The following is a 23,257-nucleotide window of genomic DNA, read 5'->3' as shown; positions in this document are numbered from 1 at the left end:
GCGTTCGGTGGCACCTCTCTTGCTCCCCTGTTCAGCGGAATCCGATCGGTGCATGAGGCCGAACGATCTTTGCAGGGGCGGCCGCGGCGATCGCGAGCGAGGGCGGGAGGAGGAGGGAAGGATGACGACCGACGCGCGGAAGCTCTGCGTCATGTGCGCCTGGCGCGGGACGTGTCAGTTGAAGTACAGCATGCCCGGCGGGGTGGCCCTGCATTGCGTGGAATATACGCGGGATATCACCCTCAAGGAGCCGGAAGAGGAGATCCGCAAGCGCAACGTGCTTGTCGTGGGTGCGGGGAGCATCGGCAAGACGACGTTCGTCCGACGGGTGCTGGAGCGGACCGGCCTCCGCGCGGGCGGGTACCTCCAGCGGGAGGCGCGGGCGGGATTGTTCGGGACCAGCCAAGAACTGGTGCTTGTGGGGGGCGGTTCCGAGGTCGTGGTGGAGCTCGTCTCGACCAAGGCGAAACCGGGCTGGACGACGCTCGGGAGGCTGTCCCTGAACCTGAGTGGGCTGGAGGGGCAGGTGGTGCCCCACCTGAAGGAAATGGTCGCCTCCGACCGGATCGAGCTCATCGTCCTGGACGAGATCGGCCGGCTGCAGTGCGTCTCGGCCTCGTTCCGCCAGCAGGTCGTGGACTGCATCACGTCACCCAAGAGCGTGCTGGCCACGATTCCTGCGGGGGAGGATGAGGAGTTCGTCTCCGCGCTGCAGGCCCGGGCGGACGTGACGGTCCTGCACCTGACGTACGACAACCGGGACAGGCTCGTGGCGCAGGTGGCGTTCCTGCTGACCGGGGCGCGGGCGTCGACATGAGCGCGGCGGGCGGATGGACGATGGAGCGGGTGAGCTTTTCGAAGATCCTGGTGCCGACTGACTTCTCGCCCTGCTCGGAGGAGGCGTTCCAGGTGGCGCTGCTGCTGGCGCGCCAGTTCGGCTCCGAGGCCCTCCTGCTCCATGTCGTGGACACCAAGACGCTCGACGCGCTGAACGCGCTGGGGCTGGCCCGGCCGTCGGAGGAGGCTGGGCAGCGGAAGCGCCTGCGGCATCGGGCGCGCCTGAACGCCCGACGCCTGCTCCACGACGCGGAGGCCCGCGGGGTGAAGGTGCGGCGGCTGCTGGCCGAGGGCTCGCCCTTCGTCGAGATCGTGCGCACGGCGCGGAGCGAAGCCGTGGACCTCGTGGTCATGGGCAGCTACGGAGGCCAGACGGGCAACGTCGAGAAGATCTTCTTCGGGAGCACCGCCGAGAAGGTGGTCCGGACGGCCGGGTGCCCGGTGTTGTGCGTGCCGCTGCGCGGGAGGCTCCAGCCGGCCCGCCGGGCGGGAAGCGTTGAGCCCAGGAAGGAGCCCACATGAATCGCAAGCATCGGAACTGGCGGGGAAAGGGGAGCGGCCGGCTGGTCCTGGCTGCGGGGCTGGCCCTGGCGTTGCTCGCGCCGGTGGCCGCCCAGCAGGAGCAGATCGTCCAGGTGACGATCAAGGACTACACCTTCATCACGAAGCAGACGCCGCTGCAGCTCAGCACGCCGACCATCATCGTGATCCGCAACGAGGATGCAGTGCGGCACGACTTCGGCTCGGCGATCTTCCAGGGGACCATGACCCGGGTCGAGGCCGACGGAGTGACCGCCTACGGCACGGGGATCGGCGGCGCATACGTGGACCCCGACCGCCAGGTGGTGATCCGGCTCACGATCGAACGTCCGGGGAAATACGAGTTCCGGTGCTCGATCCATCCGGAGATGAAGGGCGAGATCCTGCTGCTGAGCGTGAACGCGGTATGAAGGCCCTGGCGCAGCGCGTGTTGCTGGCGACGGACTGCTCGGAGGCCTCGGCCTCGGCGGAGCTCTACGCGCTAGGGCTGGCGATCGCCTGCGGGGCGGCGCTGGAGGTGGTCCATGTGCTGGAGCTTTTGCCGGGGCTGGACCCGGAGTATCCGGTCAACCGCCTGTATCTGGAAGAGCTGCGGAGCCGCGCGGCGCCGCGACTCGGCGAGCTGATCGCGCAAGCGAAGGCGGCCGGCGTGTCGGCTGTCGGGCACGAGCTGGTGGGCGATCCAAGCGAGCGGATCCTCGCGCGGGCGCGCGAAGCCGGGACGGACCTGATCGTGCTGGGCACCCACGGCCGCACAGGACTGGGGCGAGTCCTGGTGGGAAGCACCGCGGCGCGACTCGTCGCGCAGGCGCCCTGCCCGGTTCTGACCGTTCGACTAGCTCACGGCAGGCCGCAGGCTCACGGCGGGCGGCAGGAGCCCGGACGGACCGCCGCTGAGGCGGCGCCCGATCGCCTGGCGATCCGGCGGATCCTCACGCCAGTGGACTTCTCCGATTGCTCGCTTGAAGCCCTGGAGCAGGCCATCCTGGCCGCCAAGCAGTTCGACGCCGCTCTGACGATCCTGCACGTGGTGGAGCCGGTCGCCTATGGGCTGGACTTCACGCTCGGCGGCGCGGCCGAAGGCCAGGCGCTGCGTCTGCGGTGGGAAGCGAAGCTCGCGGAGCTTGCGGCGGTCGTCACGGCGCAGGGCCTGGCCGCGGACTGGGCGCTGGCCAGCGGGGTTCCGGGCGATACGATCTTGGCGCGTGCTCGAGACCGGGCCTGCGACCTGATCGTCATGGGCACGCACGGGCGGCGCGGCCTCCGGCATCTGGTGGCCGGCAGCGTCGCGGAGGCCGTGTTGCGTGCGGCCGACTGCCCGGTGATGACGGTCAAGAGCCCAAAGTTCGAGCGCGAGCGGGCGCGATCTTAGGAGGGACTGAACCATGGCGAAAGCGGCACGGCGGAATCCGGCGGGCACAGGCCGCGGCGCGCGATCGAGTGGGAAGGGCGGTGGCGCTCTGGCAACGGGGGCGGGAGCGCCAGCCACAGCCGGCGCCGCCGCGCGAGCCCTGACCCCCGACGAGCTGTGGGCACGGATCGCGAAGAAGGCCTACGAGCTGTACGAGCGGCGCGGGCGGGGGGACGGCCGGGCGCTCGAGGACTGGCTGGAGGCCGAGGCCCTCGTCATGCAGGAGTTGCATGCACCCCGTGAGTGACACCCTGCTGGAGGCGTGGGCTGTGCCCGAGCCGGAGCTGGGAGCTGTCCTGGCCAGGCTGGAGGCCCTGGCCCAAGCCCCCACCTTTGCCACGCAGCGTCGGATCGCGCTCAGCCGGGCGTTGCGACTCTACCTGGAGTACGGGGACGCGGCGCCCCTGGAGCCGACGCCGGAGGAGGTTGGGCTGGCCCTCCTGTATCTCTACGTCGACTTCTTTCCCGAGGACGGGCAACTGTCCCTGATCGAGCAGCTCCGGGACCTCGTCGAAGTCCATGTGTCGCCCAAGGAGCGAGCCTGGCTCGATCCGCTCCGGCACTCTTACATGGACCTGCTGGAGGTCGTGGAGGCGAGCCGGGAGGACGGGGCCGGGACGCTGACGCTGCGGTCCCTGGGTGATGGCCGCACGGCATGCGCGGCCGCTGGCGCGCCCGTCCACCGGGTGCGTCCGGGCCAGGTGCTCCTCACGCGGCTCATCCGGGGGAGCCAGCGGGCGGTCTTGCCCGGACCGGCCGTCGTCCTGGCGAGCGGCCGGGCAAGGGCGATCAAGGAGGGTGCCGACGAGTGGCGCCGCGAACTCGAGACGGAAACCGGCACCTTTGCGCTCGGCGAGTGGAGAGAATTCGCCAAGCGCTTCGGCTACGTCCTGCTCTGGCAAGTGGCGCAGGCTCGGCTGAAGCTGCTGGCCGAGGCCTCCGCGCGCATCCGGTACCGAACCGAGGCGGGCGAGCCGATTCTCTACGCGATGGCTCTCTACGAGCATGCCGATCCGGAGAGGGTGGCTCGGGAGCTGTCCGCGCAGGACGGCTGGACGGCCGAGCCGGAGGGGAGCTGGGTGCTCCTCAGCCGTGCGACCGGGGCCGCTTCGCTGGAGCCGGTGGGGCGGCTCACGGTGACGCCGACCCAACTGTGGGTGGAGGCCGACGGGCAGGAGCGGCTCGACGCGATCAAGCACGAGCTGGCCGCGACCTTCGGCTATCGGCTGCGTTTCCAGGGCGAGGCTGCCACTCCCCCCCTGCATCCCCTGCCGGAGGTGACCCTCTCCACCGATGAGGATCCGGTGCTCACGGTGACCGTGCCAGCGGAGGCGGCGCGCCGGTTGATCGCGGCTTTCCTTGAGACCTGTTATCTCCAGTGGGCCGACCGGGCCTCCCCCGCGTTGAACGGCCTGACCCCGCGACATGCCGCGGCCGACCCGCGCCTGCGCCCTCGCGTGGCCGCGTTGATTGACCGGATGGAACAGGACGATCCGGGCCGTCGCCGAACCGGCCAGCCTGGCTACGACTACGGCCGGCTGCGCGCCCACGTGGGGCTCTGACCGGGCCGCAGAAAGCTGTTGCGCGCCGCTCAAGGAAAACGGGTAGAATGCGGCCATGGATCCGGCTCGACCCACCTCTGCCTCGCCCGGGTTCCTGCCCGCCGCCTCCCTGCAACACCTGATTGACGTCCTGTGGGCCACGGGCTACCGCATCCTGGGACCAGTGGTCCGCGACGGGGCCGTGCTGTGGGACGACGTGCGCCGGGCGGACGACCTCCCCCGCGGCTGGCGGGATCACCAGGAGCCGGGCCGGTACCGGCTGGAGCGGACCGGCTCGGCACGCTATTTCGACGTCGTCCACGGCCCCGAGTCGCTCAAGCGCTTCGTCTTCGCCCCGCGCGAGCCGCTGCTGACGATCGAGCGGGCCGGGCGCGGCGTGACCGTCCGTCCCAGCACGCCGCCCAGGACGCCCACCGCGCTCCTGGGCGTGCGGGCCTGCGACCTGGCCGGACTGGCGATCCAGGACCGGATCTTCCTGCGGGGCGCCTTCGCGGATCCCTATTACGAGGCACGCCGGGCCGGGCTGTTCCTGGTCGCGGTGAACTGCACGCGGGCGCTGCCGACCTGCTTCTGCGCGTCCATGGACACGGGCCCCCGCGCGACCTCCGGCTTCGACCTGGTTCTGACCGAGGACGAGGAAGGCTTTCTGATCGAAGCCGGGACCGCCGCTGGCGAGGACGTGCTCCGCGCGCTGCCCGTCTCCGCGACGGGACCGGCACGGGCGGCGGAGGCTGCGGCCGCGATCCAGCGCTGCGCCCGCAGCCAGACGCGCCGGCTCGACGGCGCTCGCTTGCCTCAGGCCCTGTATGCCGCGCACGACCATCCCCGCTGGGACGACGTCGCGACGCGCTGCCTGTCGTGTACGAACTGCACGATGGTCTGCCCGACCTGTTTTTGCCACCGCGTCGAAGCGGTGCCGGACCTGGAGGGACGGCGGGCCGAGCCTGCGCGGCTCTGGGATTCCTGCTTCACGGAGGAGCACGGCTACATCCACGGCAAGAACCTGCGGCCGACCGTGAAGGACCGCTACCGCATGTGGCTCACCCACAAGCTCGCGAGCTGGATCGACCAGTTCGGCATGTCGGGCTGCGTCGGTTGCGGGCGCTGCATGACCTGGTGCCCGGTGGGGATTGATCTCACCGAGGAGCTGCGCGCGCTGCTTTCCGGGAAGAATGGGTGATGGAAGATGGCCAATGCGATGAACCCCTACGCGATCATGCCCGCGACCATCGTGGACAAGCGCAAGGAGGCGCAGGACATCTACACCTACCGTCTGCGGCTGGACGATCCGGAGGCGCGCCGGCGCTACCGCTTCGCCGGCGGGCAGTTCAACATGCTCTACGCCTTCGGGGTGGGCGAGGTGGCGATCTCGATCGTCTCGGATCCCGACGAGCCTGAGCTGCTGGAGCACACGATCCGCATCGTCGGCCGGGTCACGCGGGCCATCGGGCGGCTGGAGCGCGGCGATCCCCTCGGGGTCCGCGGCCCCTTCGGCCGGGGCTGGCCGCTGGAGGCGGCGCGGGGGAAGGACGTGGTCGTCGTGACCGGCGGGCTCGGTTGCGCCCCCGTCGTCGGGGCGATCGAGTACATCTTCCGGCGGCGCGCCGCCTACGGGGCGGTCACGATCCTGCACGGGGTCAAGTCGCCCCACGACCTGCTCTACCGGGCGCGGTTCGACGCGTGGCGCCGCCAGCCGGATACCGAGGTCTATCTCGCAAGCGACCAGCCGGGCAGGACGTGGCGCTACCACGTTGGGGTCGTCACGGAGCTGTTCGAGCGGCTGACCCTGGACCCGGCGCGGACGATCGTGCTGATGTGTGGGCCCGAAATCATGATGCGGGTGGGGAGCGGCATCCTGATCCAGCGCGGGCTGCCTGCGTCGGCGATCCATGTGTCGCTGGAGCGGCACATGGAGTGCGGGATCGGGCTCTGCGGTCATTGCCAGCTCGGCCCGTTCTTCGTCTGCCTGGACGGCCCGGTCATGCGATTCGATCGGGTGGCGACGTTCCTGGGCAGGCCGGGGGTGTAGGGCGGGCCGCGCCACGATGTACTGATGATGACTCGAGGACCTCAAAGGAAACCTGACGCCAACCGGGCGCGAAAGCCGAGGCTGGCGGTCTTCAAGTTCGCCTCCTGCGACGGTTGCCAGCTCAGCGTCCTGAACCTGGAGGACGAGCTGTTGGCGCTGGGGCAGGCGCTCGACATCGCCTATTTTCCCGAGGCGTCCAGCCGCATGGGAAGGGGACCCTACGATCTTGCGCTTGTGGAAGGGTCCGTGACGACGCCGGAGGACGCGCGGCGGATCGCGAAGGTACGCGAGCAGGCCAAGGTACTCGTCACGATCGGCGCCTGCGCGACGGCCGGCGGCATCCAGGCCCTGCGAAACTGGGGCCACGTGGAGGCCTTCAAGCGGGCCGTCTATCCGAGCCCGGAGTACATCGCGAGCCTCGGCACCTCGACCCCGATCGCCGAGCACGTCCCGGTGGACTTCGAGCTGTGGGGCTGTCCGATCAGCCGAGAGCAGGTGCTCCACGTCCTCGCGGATCTCCTCGCCGGAGTGCAGCCCCGGCTCCCGAGCCACAGCGTCTGCCTCGAGTGCAAACGGCGGGGCTACGTCTGCGTGATGGTGGCCAAGGGCCTGCCGTGCCTGGGGCCCGTGACGCGGACCGGGTGCGGCGCGATCTGCCCCGGGATGGGACGGGATTGCTATGGCTGCTTCGGCCCCGCCGAGGGCGGACCCAAGGGGCCGGGCTCGCCCCCGAACACGGCGTCCCTGGCCGGGCAGTTTCAGCGGGGGCTGCAGCTCATCCCGATCGAGGTCCTGCGGCGATTCCGGGGAATCAACGCCCAGGCCCCCGCCTTCCGGAGCGAAGGCGACGCCTGGCAACGGACGGGGGACGCGTGACGGGTGAAGGATGATGGGGAGGGGAGAGGGGAAAGGCCGGAAGAGCGGGAAGACCCGGACGATCGCGGTGGAGCTGCTCGCGCGGGTCGAGGGCGAGGGGGCCCTCCGGGTCCGCGTCCGCGGCGATCGCGTCGAGGACGTGCAGCTCCGGATCTTCGAGCCGCCACGGTTCTTCGAGGCCTTCCTCGTCGGGCGGCACTACGACGAGGTGCCGGACCTCGTGGCACGGATTTGCGGGATCTGCCCGGTCGCCTACCAGATGAGTGCGGTGCACGCGCTTGAGCGGCTCTTCGGAGTCCGCGTGGACGGCGTGCTGCGGGACCTGCGTCGCCTCCTCTACTGCGGTGAGTGGATCGAGAGCCACGCCCTGCACGTGTACCTGCTGCACGCGCCGGACTTTCTCGGCTACGACAACGCGGTCGAGATGGCGCGGGACCACGGGCCGGCGGTGGCACGCGGGCTGCGGCTCAAGAAGGCCGGCAACCGGATCCTGGAGGTGCTGGGCGGGCGGTCTGTGCACCCCGTGTCCGTCCGGGTGGGCGGGTTTTCCCGCGTGCCGGGGCGACGGGACCTAGCCGCGCTCCGCGAGGAGTTGCTGTGGGCCCGGGACGCCGCCGTCGAGACCGTCCGGTGGGTCGCGGGCTTCGACTTTCCCGACTTCACCCAAGACTACACCTTTGTGGCCCTCCGGCCGCCGGACGAGTATCCGTTCAACGAGGGGCCGATCGCGTCCAGCCGGGGGCTCGAGATCCCCGCGGACGAGTTCGAAGCCCGCTTCGCGGAGCACCAGGTGCCGCACTCGACGGCGCTGCACTGCACGCTGGACGGCGGAGCCTACCTGGCCGGGCCGTCGGCCCGGCTGCACCTCAACGCCGAGCGGCTGTCGCCCCTCGCCCGGGAAGCGCTGGCGGCGACGGGGCTCTTGCTGCCGCTGCGCAATCCCTTCCACGGGATCGTGGCGCGTGCGGTCGAGATCCTGTACGCCGTGGAGGAGGCCTTGCGCGTGATCGCGGTCTACGAACCGCCCGGGGCCCCGTCGGTTCCTGTGACGGTGCGGGCCGGGGTCGGCGTCGCCTGCACGGAGGCGCCGCGCGGCCTCCTATACCACCGCTACGAGGTCGGCACGGACGGGACGGTGCGCGCGGCGAAGATCGTGCCGCCGACCTCCCAGAACCAGCGGCGGATCGAGGAGGACCTGCGCGCCTTCGTCCCGCGGGTGCTCGCGCTGCCCGACCGGGAGGCTGCCCTCGGGTGCGAGCGGGTGATCCGGTGCTACGATCCCTGCATCTCCTGCGCGACGCATTTCCTGCGCCTGGAGGTGGAGCGCACATGATCCGGGTCCTGGGTTTCGGCAATGGCCTCGCGGGCGACGACGCCGTGGGCGTGCGGGCCGCGGAGCGGTTGAGGCCGCTCCTGAAGGGACGGGCCGAGGTGATCGCAGCCGGTTTGGCCGGCCACGTCCTCGTGGATCGGCTAGCGGGGGCCGACGCCGTAATCGTGATTGACGCCGTTGCGGGCGGCGGCCCGGCTGGCACGCTGTATCGCTGGGCATGGGGGGCGGGCCGCGGGGCGCCCCCTCTGGAGGCCCTGCGGAACCGGACGTCGAGCCATGGCTGGGGCGTCGGTGACGCGCTGGCGCTCGCCGGCGCGCTCGGGAAGCTCCCGCCGCGGCTGATCGTGTACGGCGTGGAGATCGGCGAGACCACGCCCGGGTGCTCCCTCGGGCCGGCTGTGGCGCGGGCGCTGGACCGCCTGGTCCGGCTGGTCCGCCGGGAGGTCGAGAGGCTCGCATGCACGAGCTCGCCTTGATGCGGGAGATCGTCCGTTTGGTGAAAGGGCGGCTCGACGCGTCGGGGAGCCAGGCGCGGATCGTCCGCCTCCGGGTCGCTGCGCACTCGCACCTGGCTGGGGGCGGGGAGGGGGCGGCCCGCCTCGCGTTCGCGCTCGCGGCGCAGGGAACCCCGCTGGCGGATGCGCGGCTGGAGATCACGCCCGCGCCGACGGCGGCGGTCTGTCGGGCCTGCGGGCTGCGCGCGGAGTGGGACGGCGCAGCGCGGCCCTGTCCGGCTTGCGGCGCGGCGGCGCTGGCGGTCGAGCCCGCGCTCGAGGTGGTGGTGCAGGAGATCGTGGTAGACGAATGACGCGCGAGTCGCCGAAGCGGATCCGCCTCGTCGTGCGCGGCGCGGTGCAGGGCGTCGGGTTCCGGCCGTTCGTCTTTCGGCTGGCGACGAAGTTGGGGCTGGCGGGCTGGGTCGCCAACGGGCCGCAGGGCGTCTGCATCGAGGCGGAGGGGGCGCAGGACGCCCTCGAGGGGCTGCTGCTCCGAATCCAGGACGAGCGCCCGCCTCGCGCCTGCATCCACGGCCTGGAGTGGTCGTTCCTCGATCCGGCCGGATACGCGGGATTCGAGATCCGCGCCAGCCTGGATGCCGGCCCCGCGGACACGGCAGTCCTCCCGGACATCGCCACGTGCGCGGAGTGCCGGCGCGAGATTTTCGATCCCCACGACCGGCGCTACCGGTATCCTTTCACGAACTGCACGAACTGCGGCCCCCGGTTCACGATTATCGAGACGGTGCCCTACGACCGGGCCGCCACCACGATGCGCGGGTTCCGCCTGTGCCCCGCCTGCCGCGCCGAGTACGAGGACCCGCGGGACCGGCGCTTCCACGCGCAGCCGAACGCCTGTCCGGCCTGCGGCCCGCACCTGGCTTTGTGGGACAGCGCCGGCAGGGTCCTGGCCGCGCGCGACGAGGCGCTGCGGCGCTGCGCCGAGGCTATCTGGGGCGGCCTGGTGGTCGCCGTCAAGGGCCTCGGCGGGTTCCACCTGATGGCCGACGCCGGCAGCGACCGCGTGGTGAGGCGGTTGCGGGCGCGGAAGCGACGGCAAGAGAAGCCGTTCGCCGTGATGGCCCCGTCGCTCGACTGGGTCGAGGCCTGGTGCGAGGTCTCCCCGCTGGAGCGCCGGCTCCTGTGCTCGCCCGAGGCCCCCATCGTCCTGCTCCGGCAGAGGGGGGACGCTCCGGGCGCGGCCGTGGCCGCCGCGGTCGCGCCCGGCAACCCGTACCTGGGCGTCATGCTGCCGTACACGCCCCTGCACCACCTGCTGCTCGCCGACCTGGGGGCGCCTGTGGTGGCGACGAGCGGGAACCTCTCGGACGAGCCGATCTGCACGGACGAGCGGGAAGCGCTGCGACGGCTAGGCGGCCTGGCCGACCTGTTCCTCGTGCACGATCGCCCGATCCTGCGCCACGCCGATGATTCGGTGGTCCGGGTGGTGCTGGGACGAGAATTGGTTCTGCGCCGGGCGCGCGGCTACGCGCCGCTGCCGGTCCGCCTGAGCCGCCCGCTGCCGCCGATCCTGGCCGTGGGAGGGCACCTGAAGAACACGGTGGCGGTGTCCATAGGGGAAAACGTCGTCATCAGCCAGCCTATCGGCGACCTCGACCGGCCGGAGACGGTGGACGCCTTCCGCGCCGCCGTCGGGCAGCTCCAGGCGCTCCACAGGACGAAGCCGGAGCGCGTCGCGTGCGATCTGCATCCGGGCTATCGCTCGACGCGCTACGCGGAAGACTCGGCGCTGCCCCTCCACCGGGTCCAGCACCACCACGCGCATGTGGTCGCCTGCATGGCGGAGAACGAGGTGGAGGGGCCGGTGCTCGGGGTGGCGTGGGACGGCACGGGCTACGGCCCGGACGGGACGATCTGGGGAGGCGAGTTCCTCGTGGCGGACGCGACGACGTTCCGGCGCGCGGCCTCGCTCCGGCGCTTCCGGCTTCCCGGCGCCGACGCGGCGGTCCGGGAGCCGCGTCGCGCGGCGCTGGGGCTCCTCTACGAGCTGCTCGGCGACCCCCTGTTCGAGCGGGACGACTTGGCGCCCGTCCGCGCCTTCGACCGCTCCGAGCGTCGGCTCCTCCGGCGGATGCTCGCCCGGGGCCTGAACGCGCCGGTCACCTCCAGTGCGGGACGTCTGTTCGACGCGGTCGCCTCGCTCGTGGGCCTTCGGCAACGGGCCGGCTTCGAGGGGCAGGCGGCGATGGAGCTGGAATTTGCGGCGGAGGGCTGCCCGACCGACGAACGGTATCCCGTCCGGATCATCGGTTGCGAGCCGGATGGGAGCCCCTGGACGCCCGACTGCCTCGTGGACTGGGAGCCGACCGTTAGGGGCCTGCTGGACGATGTTCGCAGCGGCGTGCCTGTCCCGCTGATGGCGGCGCGGATTCATAACACGCTCGCCGCGGCGATCGCCGGCGTGGCCGCACGGCTGGGCCGGGAGCGGGTGGTCCTGACCGGGGGGTGCTTTCAGAACCGCTGCCTGCTCGTGCGCGCCGTCGCCTGCCTGGAGGCGGCTGGCTGCCAGCCCTACTGGCACCAGCGGGTGCCCCCGAACGACAGCGGCCTAGCGCTGGGACAGGCAGTGGTCGCGGCGCACCGGATGGTGACGAGTGACGGAGGATGGGGGACGGGGGACGAGCGGCGTCGGCCCTGATTTGTCCCGCGCACGGAGGTAGGTCATGTGTCTGGCGGTTCCTGGAAAGGTGCTGCACATCGGGTCCGACGCGCTGCGGACGGCGACCGTGTCGTTCGGCGGCGTCACGAAGCAGGTCTCGCTGGCCCTGGTCCCGGAGGCGGCGATCGGGGACTACGTGATCGTCCACGTGGGCTTCGCGATCAGTCGGCTCGACGAGGCCGTGGCCGAGCGGACGCTGGAAGAGTTATCAACCGTCAGCCGTCAGCTTCGTCATTCCGGCGAACGCCGGCATCCAGGTGGACCCCGGACCGAAACTGTCCGGGGTGACGGCCTTGCTGAGGGCTGACGGCTGAGGGCGTCTTGCATGAAATATGTTGACGAATTCAGGGACGGCCGGGCCGCGGCGGTGCTGGCGGATATCATCCGGCGGCGAGTCACCCGCCCGTGGACGATCATGGAGATTTGCGGCGGGCAGACCCATACGATCGTGAAGTACGGGCTCGACGCGCTGTTGCCGGAGGCGATCACTCTGGTGCACGGCCCCGGCTGCCCGGTCTGCGTGACGCCGCTGGAGATGATTGACAAGGCCGTGGCGATCGCGGCGCGGCCCGAGGTGATCTTCACCTCGTTCGGGGACATGCTCCGGGTGCCCGGCTCGGCCACGGATCTCCTGACCGTCAAGGCGGCGGGGGGCGACGTCCGGATCGTGTATTCGCCGCTGGACGCCGTGCAGCTCGCCCAACGGCACCCCGCCCGCCGCGTGGTGTTCTTCGCGGTCGGATTCGAGACCACGGCCCCGGCCAGCGCCATGGCGGTTCTCCAGGCGCGTCGGCTCGGGCTGCGGAATTTTTCGCTCCTGTGCGCGCACGTGCTGGTCCCGCCGGCGATCGAGGCGCTGCTCGCGTCCGAGGCGAACTGGATCGAGGGATTCCTGGCCGCCGGCCATGTCTGCACGGTGATGGGCTATGAGGACTACGTGCCCCTGGCCGAACGCTTTCGCGTGCCCATCGTCGTGACTGGGTTCGAGCCCGTGGACATCCTCCAGGGGATCGCGATGGCCGTCGGCCAGCTCGAGGAGGGACGCGCGGACGTGGAGAACCAGTACGCCCGCTCCGTCCGCCGGGAGGGGAACCTCCCGGCGCGGCGGCTCCTTGCCGAGGTCTTCGAGCCGGCTGACCGGCCCTGGCGCGGGATCGGGTTGATCCCGCGCAGTGGGTACCGCCTGGGGGAGGAATTCGCGGCGTTCGATGCGGAGCGGCTCTTCGAGACAGCCGGGGTCAGCGCGCCAGAGTCGCCGCGCTGCATCGCCGGCCAGGTCCTGCAGGGCCTGAAGCGGCCGCCCGAGTGTCCGGCCTTCGGCAAGGATTGTACGCCGGAGCGGCCCTTGGGGGCCCCGATGGTGTCCTCGGAAGGGGCCTGCGCCGCCTACTATCAGTATGGGAGGGTGAGGGGTGGGGGGTGAGATGCCCGACGGCGATCCCTATTCGCTGCAGTGTCCGGTGCCCCTCTCGGGCGGCGACCGCGTCGTGCTCGCGCACGGGGGCGGGGGCCGGCTGACCCAGCAGATGATCCAGCGGCTCATCCTGCCTGAGTTCTGGAACGAGCTGCTGGCGCCGCTGCACGACGGGGCGATCCTGTCCGTGAACGGGACCCGGCTGGCCTTCACCACGGACTCTTACGTGGTCAGCCCGATCGTGTTTCCCGGCGGAGACATCGGGCGTCTGGCCGTCAACGGGACGGTCAACGACCTGGCGATGTGCGGGGCCCAGCCGCTCTACCTGTCGGCCGGGCTGATTATCGAGGAAGGGTTCCCGATCGAAGAACTGCAGCGGGTGCTCCGCTCGATGACCGAGGCGGCGCGGGCGGCGGGCGTCCTGCTCGTGACCGGCGACACGAAGGTGGTGGACCGGGGGAAGGCGGACCGGATCTTCGTCAACACCTCGGGCGTGGGCGTGATCGAGTCGGGGGTCGCGATCGCGCCGCAGCGGGCGCAGCCGGGCGACCGCATTCTGCTGAGCGGGCCGATCGCCCGGCACGGGATCGCCATTATGTCGGTCCGGGAGGGCCTGGAGTTCGACTCGCCCGTGGAGAGCGACACGGCGCCCCTGGGCGACCTGGTGAGGCGGATGCTGGGCGCCTGCCCGGAAATCCACGTGCTGCGGGATCCGACTCGAGGCGGGCTCGCCAGCGCGCTGAACGAGATCGCCGCTGCCGCGGGGGTGGGCATGCGGATCGCCGAGACCCGTATCCCGATCGAGGACCACGTCAGAGGCGCGTGCGAGATCCTCGGGCTCGATCCTTTGTACGTGGCCAACGAGGGACTTCTCATTGCTGTGGTGCCGCGGGCCTCGGCCGACGCGGTGTTGGCGGCGATGCGAGCGCACCCGCTCGGCGCGCGCGCCGAGGTCATCGGAGAAGTCGTGGCGGAGCATCCGGGCACCGTCGTCCTGGCCACGCGTGTCGGAGGCACCCGGGTCGTGGACATGCTTTCGGGCGAGCAGTTGCCCCGGATCTGCTGAAGGCACATCACTCAGCGCCCCTCACTTCCCTATGATCTACACCATCACCTTGAACCCGGCGCTCGACCACTACCTGGAGGTGGACGAGCTGCGTCTCGACGACGCCAACCGGGTACGATCGGAATGTCTCTACGCCGGTGGCAAGGGTATCGACGTGTCGCGGGCGATCCGGCGCTTGGGCGGGGACAGCCTGGCGCTGGGCTTTATCGGCGGCCACAACGGGCAGATCCTGGTGGACCTGCTCAAGCACGAGGGCATCACCCCCTATTTCACCCCGATTGCGGGCGAGACCAGGCGGAACGTCATCATCAGTGCGAGCCGGCATGGGACCCAGACCCTGTTGCACACCAGGGGTCCGACGGTCACGGCGGAGGAATGGCGGGGGTTCCTGGGGCACTTGCGCCTGCTCGATTTGCGCGACGCCTTCGTCGTCCTCGGCGGAAGCCTGCCGCGCGGCATCCCCGCCGACGCCTATCGGGAGCTCGTGTCGCTCGTGCAGGGCCGCGGCGCCCGGGCCGTCCTGGATGCGGACGGTCCCTGCCTGAAGGCTGGCCTGCGGGCGAAGCCGTTTGCGATCAAGCCGAACCTGCACGAGCTCCGGCGAGCGACGGGCCGGCGGCTGGAGACTGAGGCGGAGATCCTCACTGCGGCGAACGGGTTGAACCGCTCGGGCGTCGCCGTCGTCATCGTGTCGTTGGGGCGGCGCGGCCTGGTGGTGGTGGCCGGCGGGCCGCGCCGCCTGCAGACGACGATTCGGGCGATCCCGCCGGCGGTGCGGGTCCGCAGCCGGGTCGGGGCCGGCGACTCCACGGTGGCCGGGTTCCTCGTCGCGTTTGCGGGCGGCAAGCCGCTCGAGGACTGCGTGCGGGCCGCGACCGCGGCCGGCACCGCGGCGACGCTCGCGCCCGGCAACCAGCTCTGCCGGTTGGCGGATGTGCAGCGGCTCGCGCCGCGGGTCAGGCTCAGAACCGTGACGCGGGACGGTGACGCGGAACAGGTAGCAAACTTGCTTCATAGATGAGAGCCATGCCTTCCCAACGTCACCGGCCACGCGTCACCCGTCGCGAACGCGCACACGTTTGGTGAGCGACGGAGCGGAGGGATCGGGCCACGAAAGGAGCGAGGCGATGAGGGTGCTAGTTGGGGTGGACGGGTCGAAGTTCGGGTGGTGGGCGATGGAGTGGGCGGCGCGCATGCCCTTCACCGATCCGGCGAAGGTGGCAGCGGTGCACGTGATGGATCTGGCCTCGCTCCGGGCCCCCGTCATGATCCAGCCGGTTGTGATCGGCACGGAAAAATACATTCAAGAGGAGATCCGGCGCACCCAAGCCCACGGCACGCGGGTGGCGGCGGACGCCAAGGCGCACATGGCTGCCCTCGGGCTCGCGGGGAAGGTGCTGCTCGAGCGCGGAGCGGTCGCCGCCGCGCTCCTGCGGCATGCGGGCCGCGGGAGCCTCGCGGTCCTGGGCCACCGCGGGCTCGGCGCGATGGACCGCTTCCTGCTCGGCAGCGTGTCGAGCCAGGTCGCGACGCACGCGGGCGGCTCGGTGCTCGTCGTGAAGGACGCACCCCGACCGCTCCGGACGATCGTCCTCGCGACGGACGGCTCGAAGTCCTCCCGGAAGGCGGTCCAGTTCCTGCTGCGTCGGCTCAAGCCGCGGCTGGTGCTGCCGAGCGACGTGCCGGTGGACGTGGAGGTCGCGGTGATCCACGTGATGCCGTTCCTCCGCTACCCGGAGCTGAAGGAGGCGGGCCGGGCCCTCGTCCACCGGTGCGCGGAGCCGCTCGCGAAGGCCGGGTATCGGGTCGTGGAGGTGTTGAAGGTCGGCCACGCGGCGGAGGAGATCATCCGGCTCGCGGAGCGGCGGAAGGCCGACCTGATCGTCGCGGGCGCCAAGGGGCATGGTGCGGTCGCGCGGTTCTTCCTCGGCAGCGTCTCGATGAAGCTAGTTCACCACAGCCCCTGCTCGGTGCTCATCGTGCGGTAGGCGTTCCGCCTTGCTCCCGCGCGGTCGGCACAGCGCTGCCCGCAGTCTTCTACATTTCGCACACGAGGACCGGAACCATGCGAACATGGCGACTCGCGTTGAGATGCTGGGGGGTGGGGCTCGGGCTGCTCCTGCAGGGCTGCATCGGGATGTGGCCGCCCGACATGATTGCGCGTGACGACCACGTCGGCCTCGCGAAATACTACGAGTACGAGGCGAAGGCGCTGCGCGAGAAGGCCCGCGTCTGGGAGGCCTGGGCGGAGTCGTACGAGCGCCATCGGCCGCCGCACGGCACGCTCGAGGTGGAACAGCACGCGGCCCATTGCCGGGCGATTGCCCAGAGCTACGCAAAGGCCGCCGACGAAGCCGAGGCGCTGGCGCGGGATCACCGGGCGATGCGCCCGCACGGGGTGGTCAATTAACCGGGATGTCCTCCCGCAGGCCGGGACGCTGTACATCCTGGCCGCGCTCCGGCACACCCGGGTCGCGCTTCAAATGGCCTGAATGCTTGGTGGCCGGCTCGCTCGAGCAGCCGGTCATCAGGGGGGAGACGTGAAACCTTGGTCTGGGGCTTGTTTTTGCTGAGTGCGACGGTGGTCGTCCTGACCGGCACCAAGCTCTCGCAGTACGGGGACCGGATCGCTGAACTGACGGGGTTGGGCCGGCTGTGGATCGGCGTGCTGCTGATGGCTGCCGCCACGTCCTTGCCGGAGATCTTCACGACCATGAGCGCGAGCTTTATGCACGCGCCGGACCTGGCCGCCGGCGATCTTTTTGGCGCCGGCATGAGCAACATGCTGACGCTGGGGCTGATCGATTTGCTTCACCGGAAAAAACGGGTCTGGCAGCAGGCCGCCTTCGAGCACACGCTCGTGGCTTCCCTCGCAATGGTCTTGACCGGGTTGGCCGCTGTGTTCGTGCTGCGGCGGGCCGACGTGGAGCATGCGGGCGTCGGCGTGGGCAGTGTGGTGCTGCTGATCCTGTATGTGTTGGGAATGCGGGTCGTCTTCCGGCAGGAAGACGTGAAACGCCGTCAGCGGGACCGGGAAGCGGTCGCGGAAGCGGCCGCGTTCGCTGCGGACGTCCCGGTCGCCAAGCGCGCGGCGCTCCGGCGGGCGTCGGCGGGGTTCGCCGTCGCGGCGCTGGCGTTGTTGGTCGGGGCGCCGTTCCTGGCCGGCTCGGCCAAGACCATCGCCGAGGAGACCGGCGTCAGCGCGACGTTCATCGGCACGTCGCTGGTGGCGATCACGACCTCCATGCCCGAGCTGGTCACATCACTGGCGGCCGTGCGCCTGGGCGCGTTCGATCTGGCCGTCGGCAATCTCTTCGGCAGCAACGCCTTCAACATGGCGGCCTTCTTTTTCGCCGATGTGGCGTTTGTCGATGGACCGCTGCTGAGCGCGGTCGCTCCCGCGCACGCGCTGACGGCCTTGTGGAGCATCGTGCTGATGAACGTCGGCCTGATGGGGATCATGTATCGGGTGGAACAGCGCTACCTTCTGATCGAGCCGGACAGCATGGTGATCATCGTTGGCTATTTCCTGGGACTGTGGCTGTTGTTTCTGTAGCAGGCTCATGGGCCTTCTAACAATACAGTCAACAGCGAGCAGCGAAGAGCTCAGTGCTATTGGCTGCTCGCGACTCGCGATGTTCTAAGCGGATACCGATCAATGATCCATGCGCCCTCTCTGAAACCCGTCTCCTGGCACACGATGCCGCCCGACGCGGTGGTTCGCGAGCTGGCCTCCGACCTGGATCGAGGACTGAGCGAGCAGGAGGCCGCGCGCCGACTCGCCGTGCACGGACCGAACGAATTGCCGGAGGCCCCGCCGGCGTCACCGTGGTCTCTGTTCCTTGCTCAGTTTTCCAGCCTCATCGTCTGGGTCTTGATCGGCGCAGCGGTCGTCTCCGGGCTGCTCCAAGAATGGATCGATGCGGGGGCCATCCTCGCGATCGTCCTTTTGAATGCGATCCTGGGATTCGTGCAGGAGTTCAAGGCCGAACGCTCGCTGGCCGCGTTGAAAAGGCTCTCGGTCGCGACGGCGCGGGTTGTGCGGGACGGGACCGCCCGAGCGATTCCCGCCCAGGAATTGGTGCCGGGCGACGTCATCCTGATCGAAGCGGGCGATTATGTGCCCGCCGACGCGCGGCTCAGCTATGCGGCCGCCCTCCGGACGCAGGAAGCGGCGCTCACCGGGGAATCCACGCCAGTGGACAAGGCGCCGGCTGTCCTGGCCGGCGACGATCTCCCGGTCGCCGAACGACGGAACATGGTGTTCATGAGCACGGTCGTCGCGGCCGGGAAAGGGCGCGCGCTGGTCGTCGCGACCGGGTTGAACACCGAGCTGGGTCGGATTGCGACCATGCTCCAGACGGCCGAGCCGGAGGCCACGCCGCTGCAGCGCCGGCTCGAACAGCTCGGACATCTCCTGCTCTATGTGTCGCTGGGTGTCGTGGCGGTGGTCTTCGCGCTGGGGCTGTGGCGGGGAGAGCCGCTGGTCGGCATGTTCCTGACGTCGGTGAGTCTGGCCGTCGCGGCCATTCCCGAGGGACTTCCCGCGATCGTCACGATCACGCTGGCGCTGGGCGTGACCAGGATGGTCGCGCGCCACGCGCTCATCCGCCGACTCCCCGCGGTCGAAACGTTGGGCTCCACGACCGTCATCTGCACCGACAAGACCGGCACCTTAACCAAGAACGAGATGACGGTGACGCGTCTCTTCGTCGACGGCCGCGCGTTCGAGGTGACCGGCGAAGGGTATGCGCCGGAGGGCGAGATTCGCCCCCTCGCCCCGAGCTTGTCCCCTGCGGGGAACGGGCTACGCGAGCTCCTGACCGCGGCGGTCTTGTGCAACGGAGCGACGCTCCGCCAGGTGGACGGGGTCTGGCAGGTGCTCGGCGATCCGACCGAGGGCGCGCTGCTGGTGGCGGCGGCGAAGCTCGGGCTGTGGAAGGAATCACTCGGAACGCAGTCGCCCGTCGTCGGGGAGATTCCCTTCGATCCGGAACGCAAGATGATGACTGTGATCCGTCATGCCCCGGGCGGGATCACCGCATTCGTGAAGGGCGCGCCGGATGTGCTGATCGAACGATGCACCTGGATGGTGACGGTTGATGGCGCCGTCGAGCCGCTCGATGAGTCGGCGAGGCGGGACATTCTCGAGGCCAACCGGGGATTTGCCCACGAGGCGTTGCGGGTGTTGGGAGTCGCCCGCCGGCAACTGGAGGACAAGCCGGCCGATCTGCGAGCCGCGGAGATCGAACAGGCGCTGGTGTTTCTCGGGCTCATCGCCATGAAAGACCCGCTGCGGCCGGAGGCCGTGATCGCCGTGCGACAGTGCCGACAGGCGGGGATCCGCACCGTCATGATAACAGGCGACCATAAGGAAACGGCGGTCGCGATCGCGAAAGACTTGGGCCTGGTGAACGGGCGAGCGTCGGCGCTCGCGGGAACCGAGTTGGACGCCCTGTCCGACCAGGCCCTGACGGATCGCGTGGAACAGGTGGTCGTCTATGCGCGCGTGTCGGCCGAGCATAAGCTCCGGATCGTCAGGGCCTGGAAGGCGCGGGGTGCGGTGGTGGCGATGACGGGCGACGGCGTCAATGACGCGCCAGCGATCAAGGCGGCGGACATCGGAGTCGCGATGGGGCTGAGCGGCACCGATGTGACCAAGGAAGCCTCGGATATGGTGATCACCGACGACAATTTCGCCTCGATTGCCGCCGCCGTCGAGGAGGGCCGCGCGATCTACGACAACATCCGCAAATCCGTCCACTATCTGCTGTCGTGCAACCTCAGCGAAGTGTTGCTCATGCTCCTGGCGACCCTGTCGGGGCTACCCCTGCCTCTGTTGCCGGTCCAGATTCTCTGGATCAATCTGGTGACCGACGGATTCCCGGCGCTGGCCTTGGCCGCCGATCCGAAGGATCCCGACATCATGCATCGCCCGCCGCGCGACCCGAAGGCACGGTTCCTGTCCCGCCGCCGGCTTCTGCTCCTGCTCGGCCAAGGCACGCTCATCGCCGCGAGCACGATGCTCGTCTTCGCGTACTGCCTGTTCGCCATGGACCAAAGCCTCGAACGGGCGCGCACGGTGACTTTCACCGTGATGGTCCTGGCGCAGTTGTTCCACGCGTTCAACTGCCGGAGCGACCGGCGGTCCGTCTTCTCGATCGGCGTCTTCTCGAACCGGTCGTTGATCTGGGCAGTGGGGGGCTCGGCCGCCCTGCAGGTCCTGATCGTCGCGCTGCCGGCGGCGCGCGAGGTCTTCAAGGTCAGCCCGTTCGATCCGAAGCACTGGATGTTGGTCATGGCGGTCGGCCTGGTGCCGCTGCTGGCGATGGAATTGTGGAAGGCGATCCGGTGGAGGCGGGATTCCTGAGACTCGTCACGTCGTGCAGGGCGCCCGTGAGTCGTGGTAGGATTTGTTGTGCCGATGACGGCAGGTTGCTGCCGGGGAGGGGACCATGGTTCGCAGCATGGCAGAACTCAAAGCCTTCCTGACGACAGTCTCGGCGCGGCGCGGCGCCCGGCCGGCCTTCAGTCCGGATGAGGCCTCGCTCCATCGTCTCGCACTGCCTTCCTGGAGGACCGTGCTAGCCGCTCCGCTCCTCTACGCCATGATCGTCCCGCTGGTGATGCTGGATCTGTCCCTGGAGTTGTATCACCGGGCAGTGTTCCGGCTGCTCGGGATCCCGTTCGTGCGCCGGCGCGACTACATCCGGATCGACCGGCACCGGCTGCCCTATCTTTCGGCTGTGCAAAAGCTCGCCTGCGCCTATTGCGGGTACGCGAACGGCCTGCTCCAGTACGCGGCCCGGATCGCCGGCGAGACCGAGGCCTACTTCTGCCCCAGCAAGCATCAGGCGACCGAGGGGTTCCACCCGCCGCCGCACCACGAGCGGTTCGCGGAGTATGGCGACGCCGGCGGCTTTCGGCGCCTGCTCGAGCAGGCCCGGCGGGCCGCCGGCCGGTGACCCGGACGGGGCGGATGGCACACGAGCACGGCGTCGCTGGAAGGCCCGAGGTCGGTTGTGTTGTTCGACCGGTCTTGCTAGAATGCCCGCGCGGCAGGCCTGGTGTCTTCCCCTAAGCAATGAGGGCCCTGTGAGCGAGGCGCCTGAGCCGTACCGCGGCCCCGAACGACGACAGGCCCCGCGGCTGAGCCGCTCCTTCCTCGTGCACTATCGCCTATCGCACCTCGCGAGCGGGAAGACCTCCGAGGCGCTCGGCTCTGGGAGCGCCTGGGCTTATGATCTCTGTTGCCGCGGGATGCGCCTGCACACCCTCGGCCCGCTGCCTTGCCCGTCCGCCGAATTCCGCCGCGCCTCCCTCCGGATTGACTGCCAGGTCGCGGGCGAAGAAAGCCAGAACCACTGGCTGTGGGGACGGAGCATCTGGGTCGCCTCGCCGGCTCCAACCCGTGGCGATGAGGCGCACGAAACCTTCTATATCGGGATTGAATTCGCGGACGCGCCGGAGATCCGTCAGACGATCGAGCAGCTTCTGGGTCAGCATCCGGTCCCGTCCAATCCGTCGCTGGACCAGCTCGCCTCGCTGCTCGAGCTGAGCCACCTGCTCACCTCCGCGGTGGACCTGGACCACCTCCTCCAGCTCATCCTGATCACGGCGAACCGGCTGATGTGCACGAACACCTCGAGCCTGTTGGTCGTGGATCCCGCGACCGACGAGCTGGTCTTCAAAGTCCCGCTGGGCCCGGCGAGCGAGCGGCTGAAGGAGATCCGGCTCAAGCCCGGCCAGGGGATCGCGGGCTGGGTGGTCCGGGCGCGCCGGCCGGTGCTTGTGAACGACGTCGCTAAGGACCCGCGCTTCGACGGCCGCGTGGACAGCGTCACCGGGTTCCAGACCACCTCGATCCTGGCCGTCCCGCTCCAGGACCGGGGTCGCATCCTCGGCGTGATCGAGGTCCTGAACACGACCAAGGAAAAGCGCTTCGAGCCGGCCGACCTGGACCTGCTCTCGGCCTTCGCGGCGCACGCCTCGGTCGCGTTGCGGAACGCGCAGCTTGTCACGAACATCAAGGAGGAGAACCGCTATCTGCAGGGCGTCCTGCAGGACCGATACCGGAGCCTGGTCGCCGAGAGCCCGGCGATGCGGGAGCCCGTCGCGGTGGCCCGCCGGGTGGCGAAGGCCCACACGACGGTGCTCCTCCTCGGCGAGAGCGGCGTCGGCAAGGAGATCCTGGCCCGGTCCATCCATGCCTGGAGCCCGCGCGCCGCCAAGCCGTTCGTGGCCGTCAACTGCGTGGCGCTCTCCGACCACCTGCTCGAGAGCGAGCTGTTCGGGCACGAGAAGGGCGCGTTCACGGGGGCGCACCAGCAGAAGAAGGGCCTGCTCGAGGTCGCGCACGGCGGGACGTTGTTCCTCGATGAGATCGGCGACATGAAGCCCGAGCTGCAGGCCAAGCTGCTGCGGGTATTGCAGGACCACGAGTTCGAGCGGGTAGGCAGCACGCAGCCGATCAAGGTGGACATCCGCGTCATCGCGGCGACCAACCAGGATCTGCCCGCCGCCGTGCGGGCCGGCAAGTTCAGGAAGGACCTGTACTACCGGCTCAACGTCGTGACCATCACCCTGCCGCCGCTCCGCGAGCGCCGCGAGGATGTCCTGCCGCTCGCCCGATGCTTCATCGAGCGCTTCTGCCGGGACATGGGGCGCGCGCCCATGTCGTTGACGCCCGCGGCGGCGGCGATGCTGGAGGGCCACGACTGGCCGGGCAACGTCCGGGAGCTGGCGAACGTGATCGAGCGGGCCGTCGTGCTGTCCTCCGACGACGTGATCGAGCCCGTGGACATCGCCCTTGGCGTCGCGGCAGTCGAGGCGCCGCCGGCCGAGTCTCTGCTCGACCTTCCCTTCCGCGAGTCCATCGAGGCGCACAAGCGCACCTTGATCCAGCACGCGATCGTCAAGGCCGGCAGCAAGAGCAAGGCCGCGCTCGCGCTCAAGCTGCATCCCAACTATCTCTCCCGCCTGTGCCGACAGTTGGGGATTCCTTAGATCCCG

At 69.9% G+C, this 23,257-nt stretch carries 23 protein-coding genes; all 23 read left to right on the top strand.

Going from position 1 to position 23,257, the window contains the following annotated elements; all coding sequences use genetic code 11:
- Nucleotides 1–121: 121 nt before the first annotated feature.
- The 23 genes from ACWHYQ_RS05100 (at nt 122) to ACWHYQ_RS04990 (ending at nt 23,251) form a co-directional block, all read left to right on the top strand.
- Nucleotides 122–817, top strand: a complete 696-nt coding sequence (locus tag ACWHYQ_RS05100) for a nucleoside-triphosphatase (protein WP_447974654.1) — start codon at nt 122–124, stop codon at nt 815–817.
- A 20-nt stretch (nt 818–837) separates the two neighbouring features.
- Nucleotides 838–1,359 carry a universal stress protein gene (locus tag ACWHYQ_RS05095; protein WP_447974653.1) on the top strand — a complete coding sequence of 174 codons (522 nt, stop codon included), beginning with the start codon at nt 838–840 and terminating at the stop codon, nt 1,357–1,359.
- Nucleotides 1,356–1,787 carry a cupredoxin domain-containing protein gene (locus tag ACWHYQ_RS05090; protein ID WP_447974652.1) on the top strand — a complete coding sequence of 144 codons (432 nt, stop codon included), beginning with the start codon at nt 1,356–1,358 and terminating at the stop codon, nt 1,785–1,787. The genes ACWHYQ_RS05095 and ACWHYQ_RS05090 overlap by 4 nt, the downstream gene beginning before the upstream one ends.
- Complete coding sequence (locus ACWHYQ_RS05085; protein ID WP_447974651.1) at nt 1,784–2,749, top strand: universal stress protein; 966 nt, start codon at nt 1,784–1,786, stop codon at nt 2,747–2,749. Before ACWHYQ_RS05090 ends, ACWHYQ_RS05085 begins: the two co-directional genes overlap by 4 nt.
- Before the next feature lie 13 nt (nt 2,750–2,762).
- Entirely contained in the window at nt 2,763–3,035 is a 273-nt protein-coding gene (locus tag ACWHYQ_RS05080; protein WP_447974650.1) for a DUF2934 domain-containing protein, read from the top strand.
- Complete coding sequence (locus tag ACWHYQ_RS05075) at nt 3,019–4,350, top strand: hypothetical protein (RefSeq protein WP_447974649.1); 1,332 nt, start codon at nt 3,019–3,021, stop codon at nt 4,348–4,350. The genes ACWHYQ_RS05080 and ACWHYQ_RS05075 overlap by 17 nt, the downstream gene beginning before the upstream one ends.
- Before the next feature lie 55 nt (nt 4,351–4,405).
- Entirely contained in the window at nt 4,406–5,530 is a 1,125-nt protein-coding gene (locus ACWHYQ_RS05070; protein WP_447974648.1) for a 4Fe-4S dicluster domain-containing protein, read from the top strand.
- A gap of 6 nt (nt 5,531–5,536) precedes the next feature.
- Nucleotides 5,537–6,379, top strand: a complete 843-nt coding sequence (locus ACWHYQ_RS05065; protein WP_447974647.1) for an FAD/NAD(P)-binding protein — start codon at nt 5,537–5,539, stop codon at nt 6,377–6,379.
- Between the two features lie 27 nt (nt 6,380–6,406).
- On the top strand, nt 6,407–7,255 hold the full coding sequence (locus ACWHYQ_RS05060; RefSeq protein ID WP_447975524.1) for an NADH-quinone oxidoreductase subunit B family protein: 849 nt from the start codon (nt 6,407–6,409) through the stop codon (nt 7,253–7,255).
- 10 nt (nt 7,256–7,265) lie between these two features.
- Entirely contained in the window at nt 7,266–8,588 is a 1,323-nt protein-coding gene (locus ACWHYQ_RS05055) for a Ni/Fe hydrogenase subunit alpha (protein ID WP_447974646.1), read from the top strand.
- Nucleotides 8,585–9,064 carry a hydrogenase maturation protease gene (locus tag ACWHYQ_RS05050; protein ID WP_447974645.1) on the top strand — a complete coding sequence of 160 codons (480 nt, stop codon included), beginning with the start codon at nt 8,585–8,587 and terminating at the stop codon, nt 9,062–9,064. Before ACWHYQ_RS05055 ends, ACWHYQ_RS05050 begins: the two co-directional genes overlap by 4 nt.
- A complete protein-coding gene (locus tag ACWHYQ_RS05045) occupies nt 9,046–9,396 on the top strand; it encodes a hydrogenase/urease maturation nickel metallochaperone HypA (protein WP_447974644.1) in 351 nt (116 codons plus the stop codon). The genes ACWHYQ_RS05050 and ACWHYQ_RS05045 overlap by 19 nt, the downstream gene beginning before the upstream one ends.
- Nucleotides 9,393–11,744: a carbamoyltransferase HypF gene (gene hypF / locus ACWHYQ_RS05040; RefSeq protein WP_447974643.1), complete on the top strand. Its 2,352-nt coding sequence runs from the start codon at nt 9,393–9,395 to the stop codon at nt 11,742–11,744. The genes ACWHYQ_RS05045 and hypF overlap by 4 nt, the downstream gene beginning before the upstream one ends.
- 25 nt (nt 11,745–11,769) lie before the next feature.
- Nucleotides 11,770–12,072 (top strand): HypC/HybG/HupF family hydrogenase formation chaperone, encoded by a 303-nt coding sequence (locus ACWHYQ_RS05035; RefSeq protein WP_447974642.1) that lies wholly within the window; start codon nt 11,770–11,772, stop codon nt 12,070–12,072.
- A gap of 18 nt (nt 12,073–12,090) precedes the next feature.
- On the top strand, nt 12,091–13,188 hold the full coding sequence (hypD, locus tag ACWHYQ_RS05030; RefSeq protein WP_447974641.1) for a hydrogenase formation protein HypD: 1,098 nt from the start codon (nt 12,091–12,093) through the stop codon (nt 13,186–13,188).
- Between the two features lies 1 nt (nt 13,189).
- The gene (gene hypE / locus ACWHYQ_RS05025; RefSeq protein WP_447975523.1) at nt 13,190–14,245 is read left to right on the top strand and encodes a hydrogenase expression/formation protein HypE; all 1,056 of its coding nucleotides are present in this window, start codon (nt 13,190–13,192) and stop codon (nt 14,243–14,245) included.
- A gap of 31 nt (nt 14,246–14,276) precedes the next feature.
- Nucleotides 14,277–15,266 carry a 1-phosphofructokinase gene (gene pfkB / locus ACWHYQ_RS05020; protein WP_447974640.1) on the top strand — a complete coding sequence of 330 codons (990 nt, stop codon included), beginning with the start codon at nt 14,277–14,279 and terminating at the stop codon, nt 15,264–15,266.
- Between the two features lie 106 nt (nt 15,267–15,372).
- Complete coding sequence (locus ACWHYQ_RS05015) at nt 15,373–16,233, top strand: universal stress protein (protein WP_447974639.1); 861 nt, start codon at nt 15,373–15,375, stop codon at nt 16,231–16,233.
- 77 nt (nt 16,234–16,310) lie between these two features.
- Nucleotides 16,311–16,655 (top strand): hypothetical protein, encoded by a 345-nt coding sequence (locus tag ACWHYQ_RS05010; protein WP_447974638.1) that lies wholly within the window; start codon nt 16,311–16,313, stop codon nt 16,653–16,655.
- A gap of 138 nt (nt 16,656–16,793) precedes the next feature.
- A complete protein-coding gene (locus ACWHYQ_RS05005; RefSeq protein ID WP_447974637.1) occupies nt 16,794–17,801 on the top strand; it encodes a sodium:calcium antiporter in 1,008 nt (335 codons plus the stop codon).
- Between the two features lie 102 nt (nt 17,802–17,903).
- Entirely contained in the window at nt 17,904–20,615 is a 2,712-nt protein-coding gene (locus ACWHYQ_RS05000; RefSeq protein WP_447974636.1) for a cation-translocating P-type ATPase, read from the top strand.
- An 85-nt stretch (nt 20,616–20,700) separates the two neighbouring features.
- Nucleotides 20,701–21,210 carry a hypothetical protein gene (locus tag ACWHYQ_RS04995; protein WP_447974635.1) on the top strand — a complete coding sequence of 170 codons (510 nt, stop codon included), beginning with the start codon at nt 20,701–20,703 and terminating at the stop codon, nt 21,208–21,210.
- 130 nt (nt 21,211–21,340) lie between these two features.
- A complete protein-coding gene (locus ACWHYQ_RS04990; protein ID WP_447974634.1) occupies nt 21,341–23,251 on the top strand; it encodes a sigma-54-dependent Fis family transcriptional regulator in 1,911 nt (636 codons plus the stop codon).
- Nucleotides 23,252–23,257: the final 6 nt, after the last annotated feature.

The organism is Nitrospira sp. Kam-Ns4a (assembly GCF_965152595.1).
This window is presented reverse-complemented; position numbering and strand designations above follow the sequence as displayed.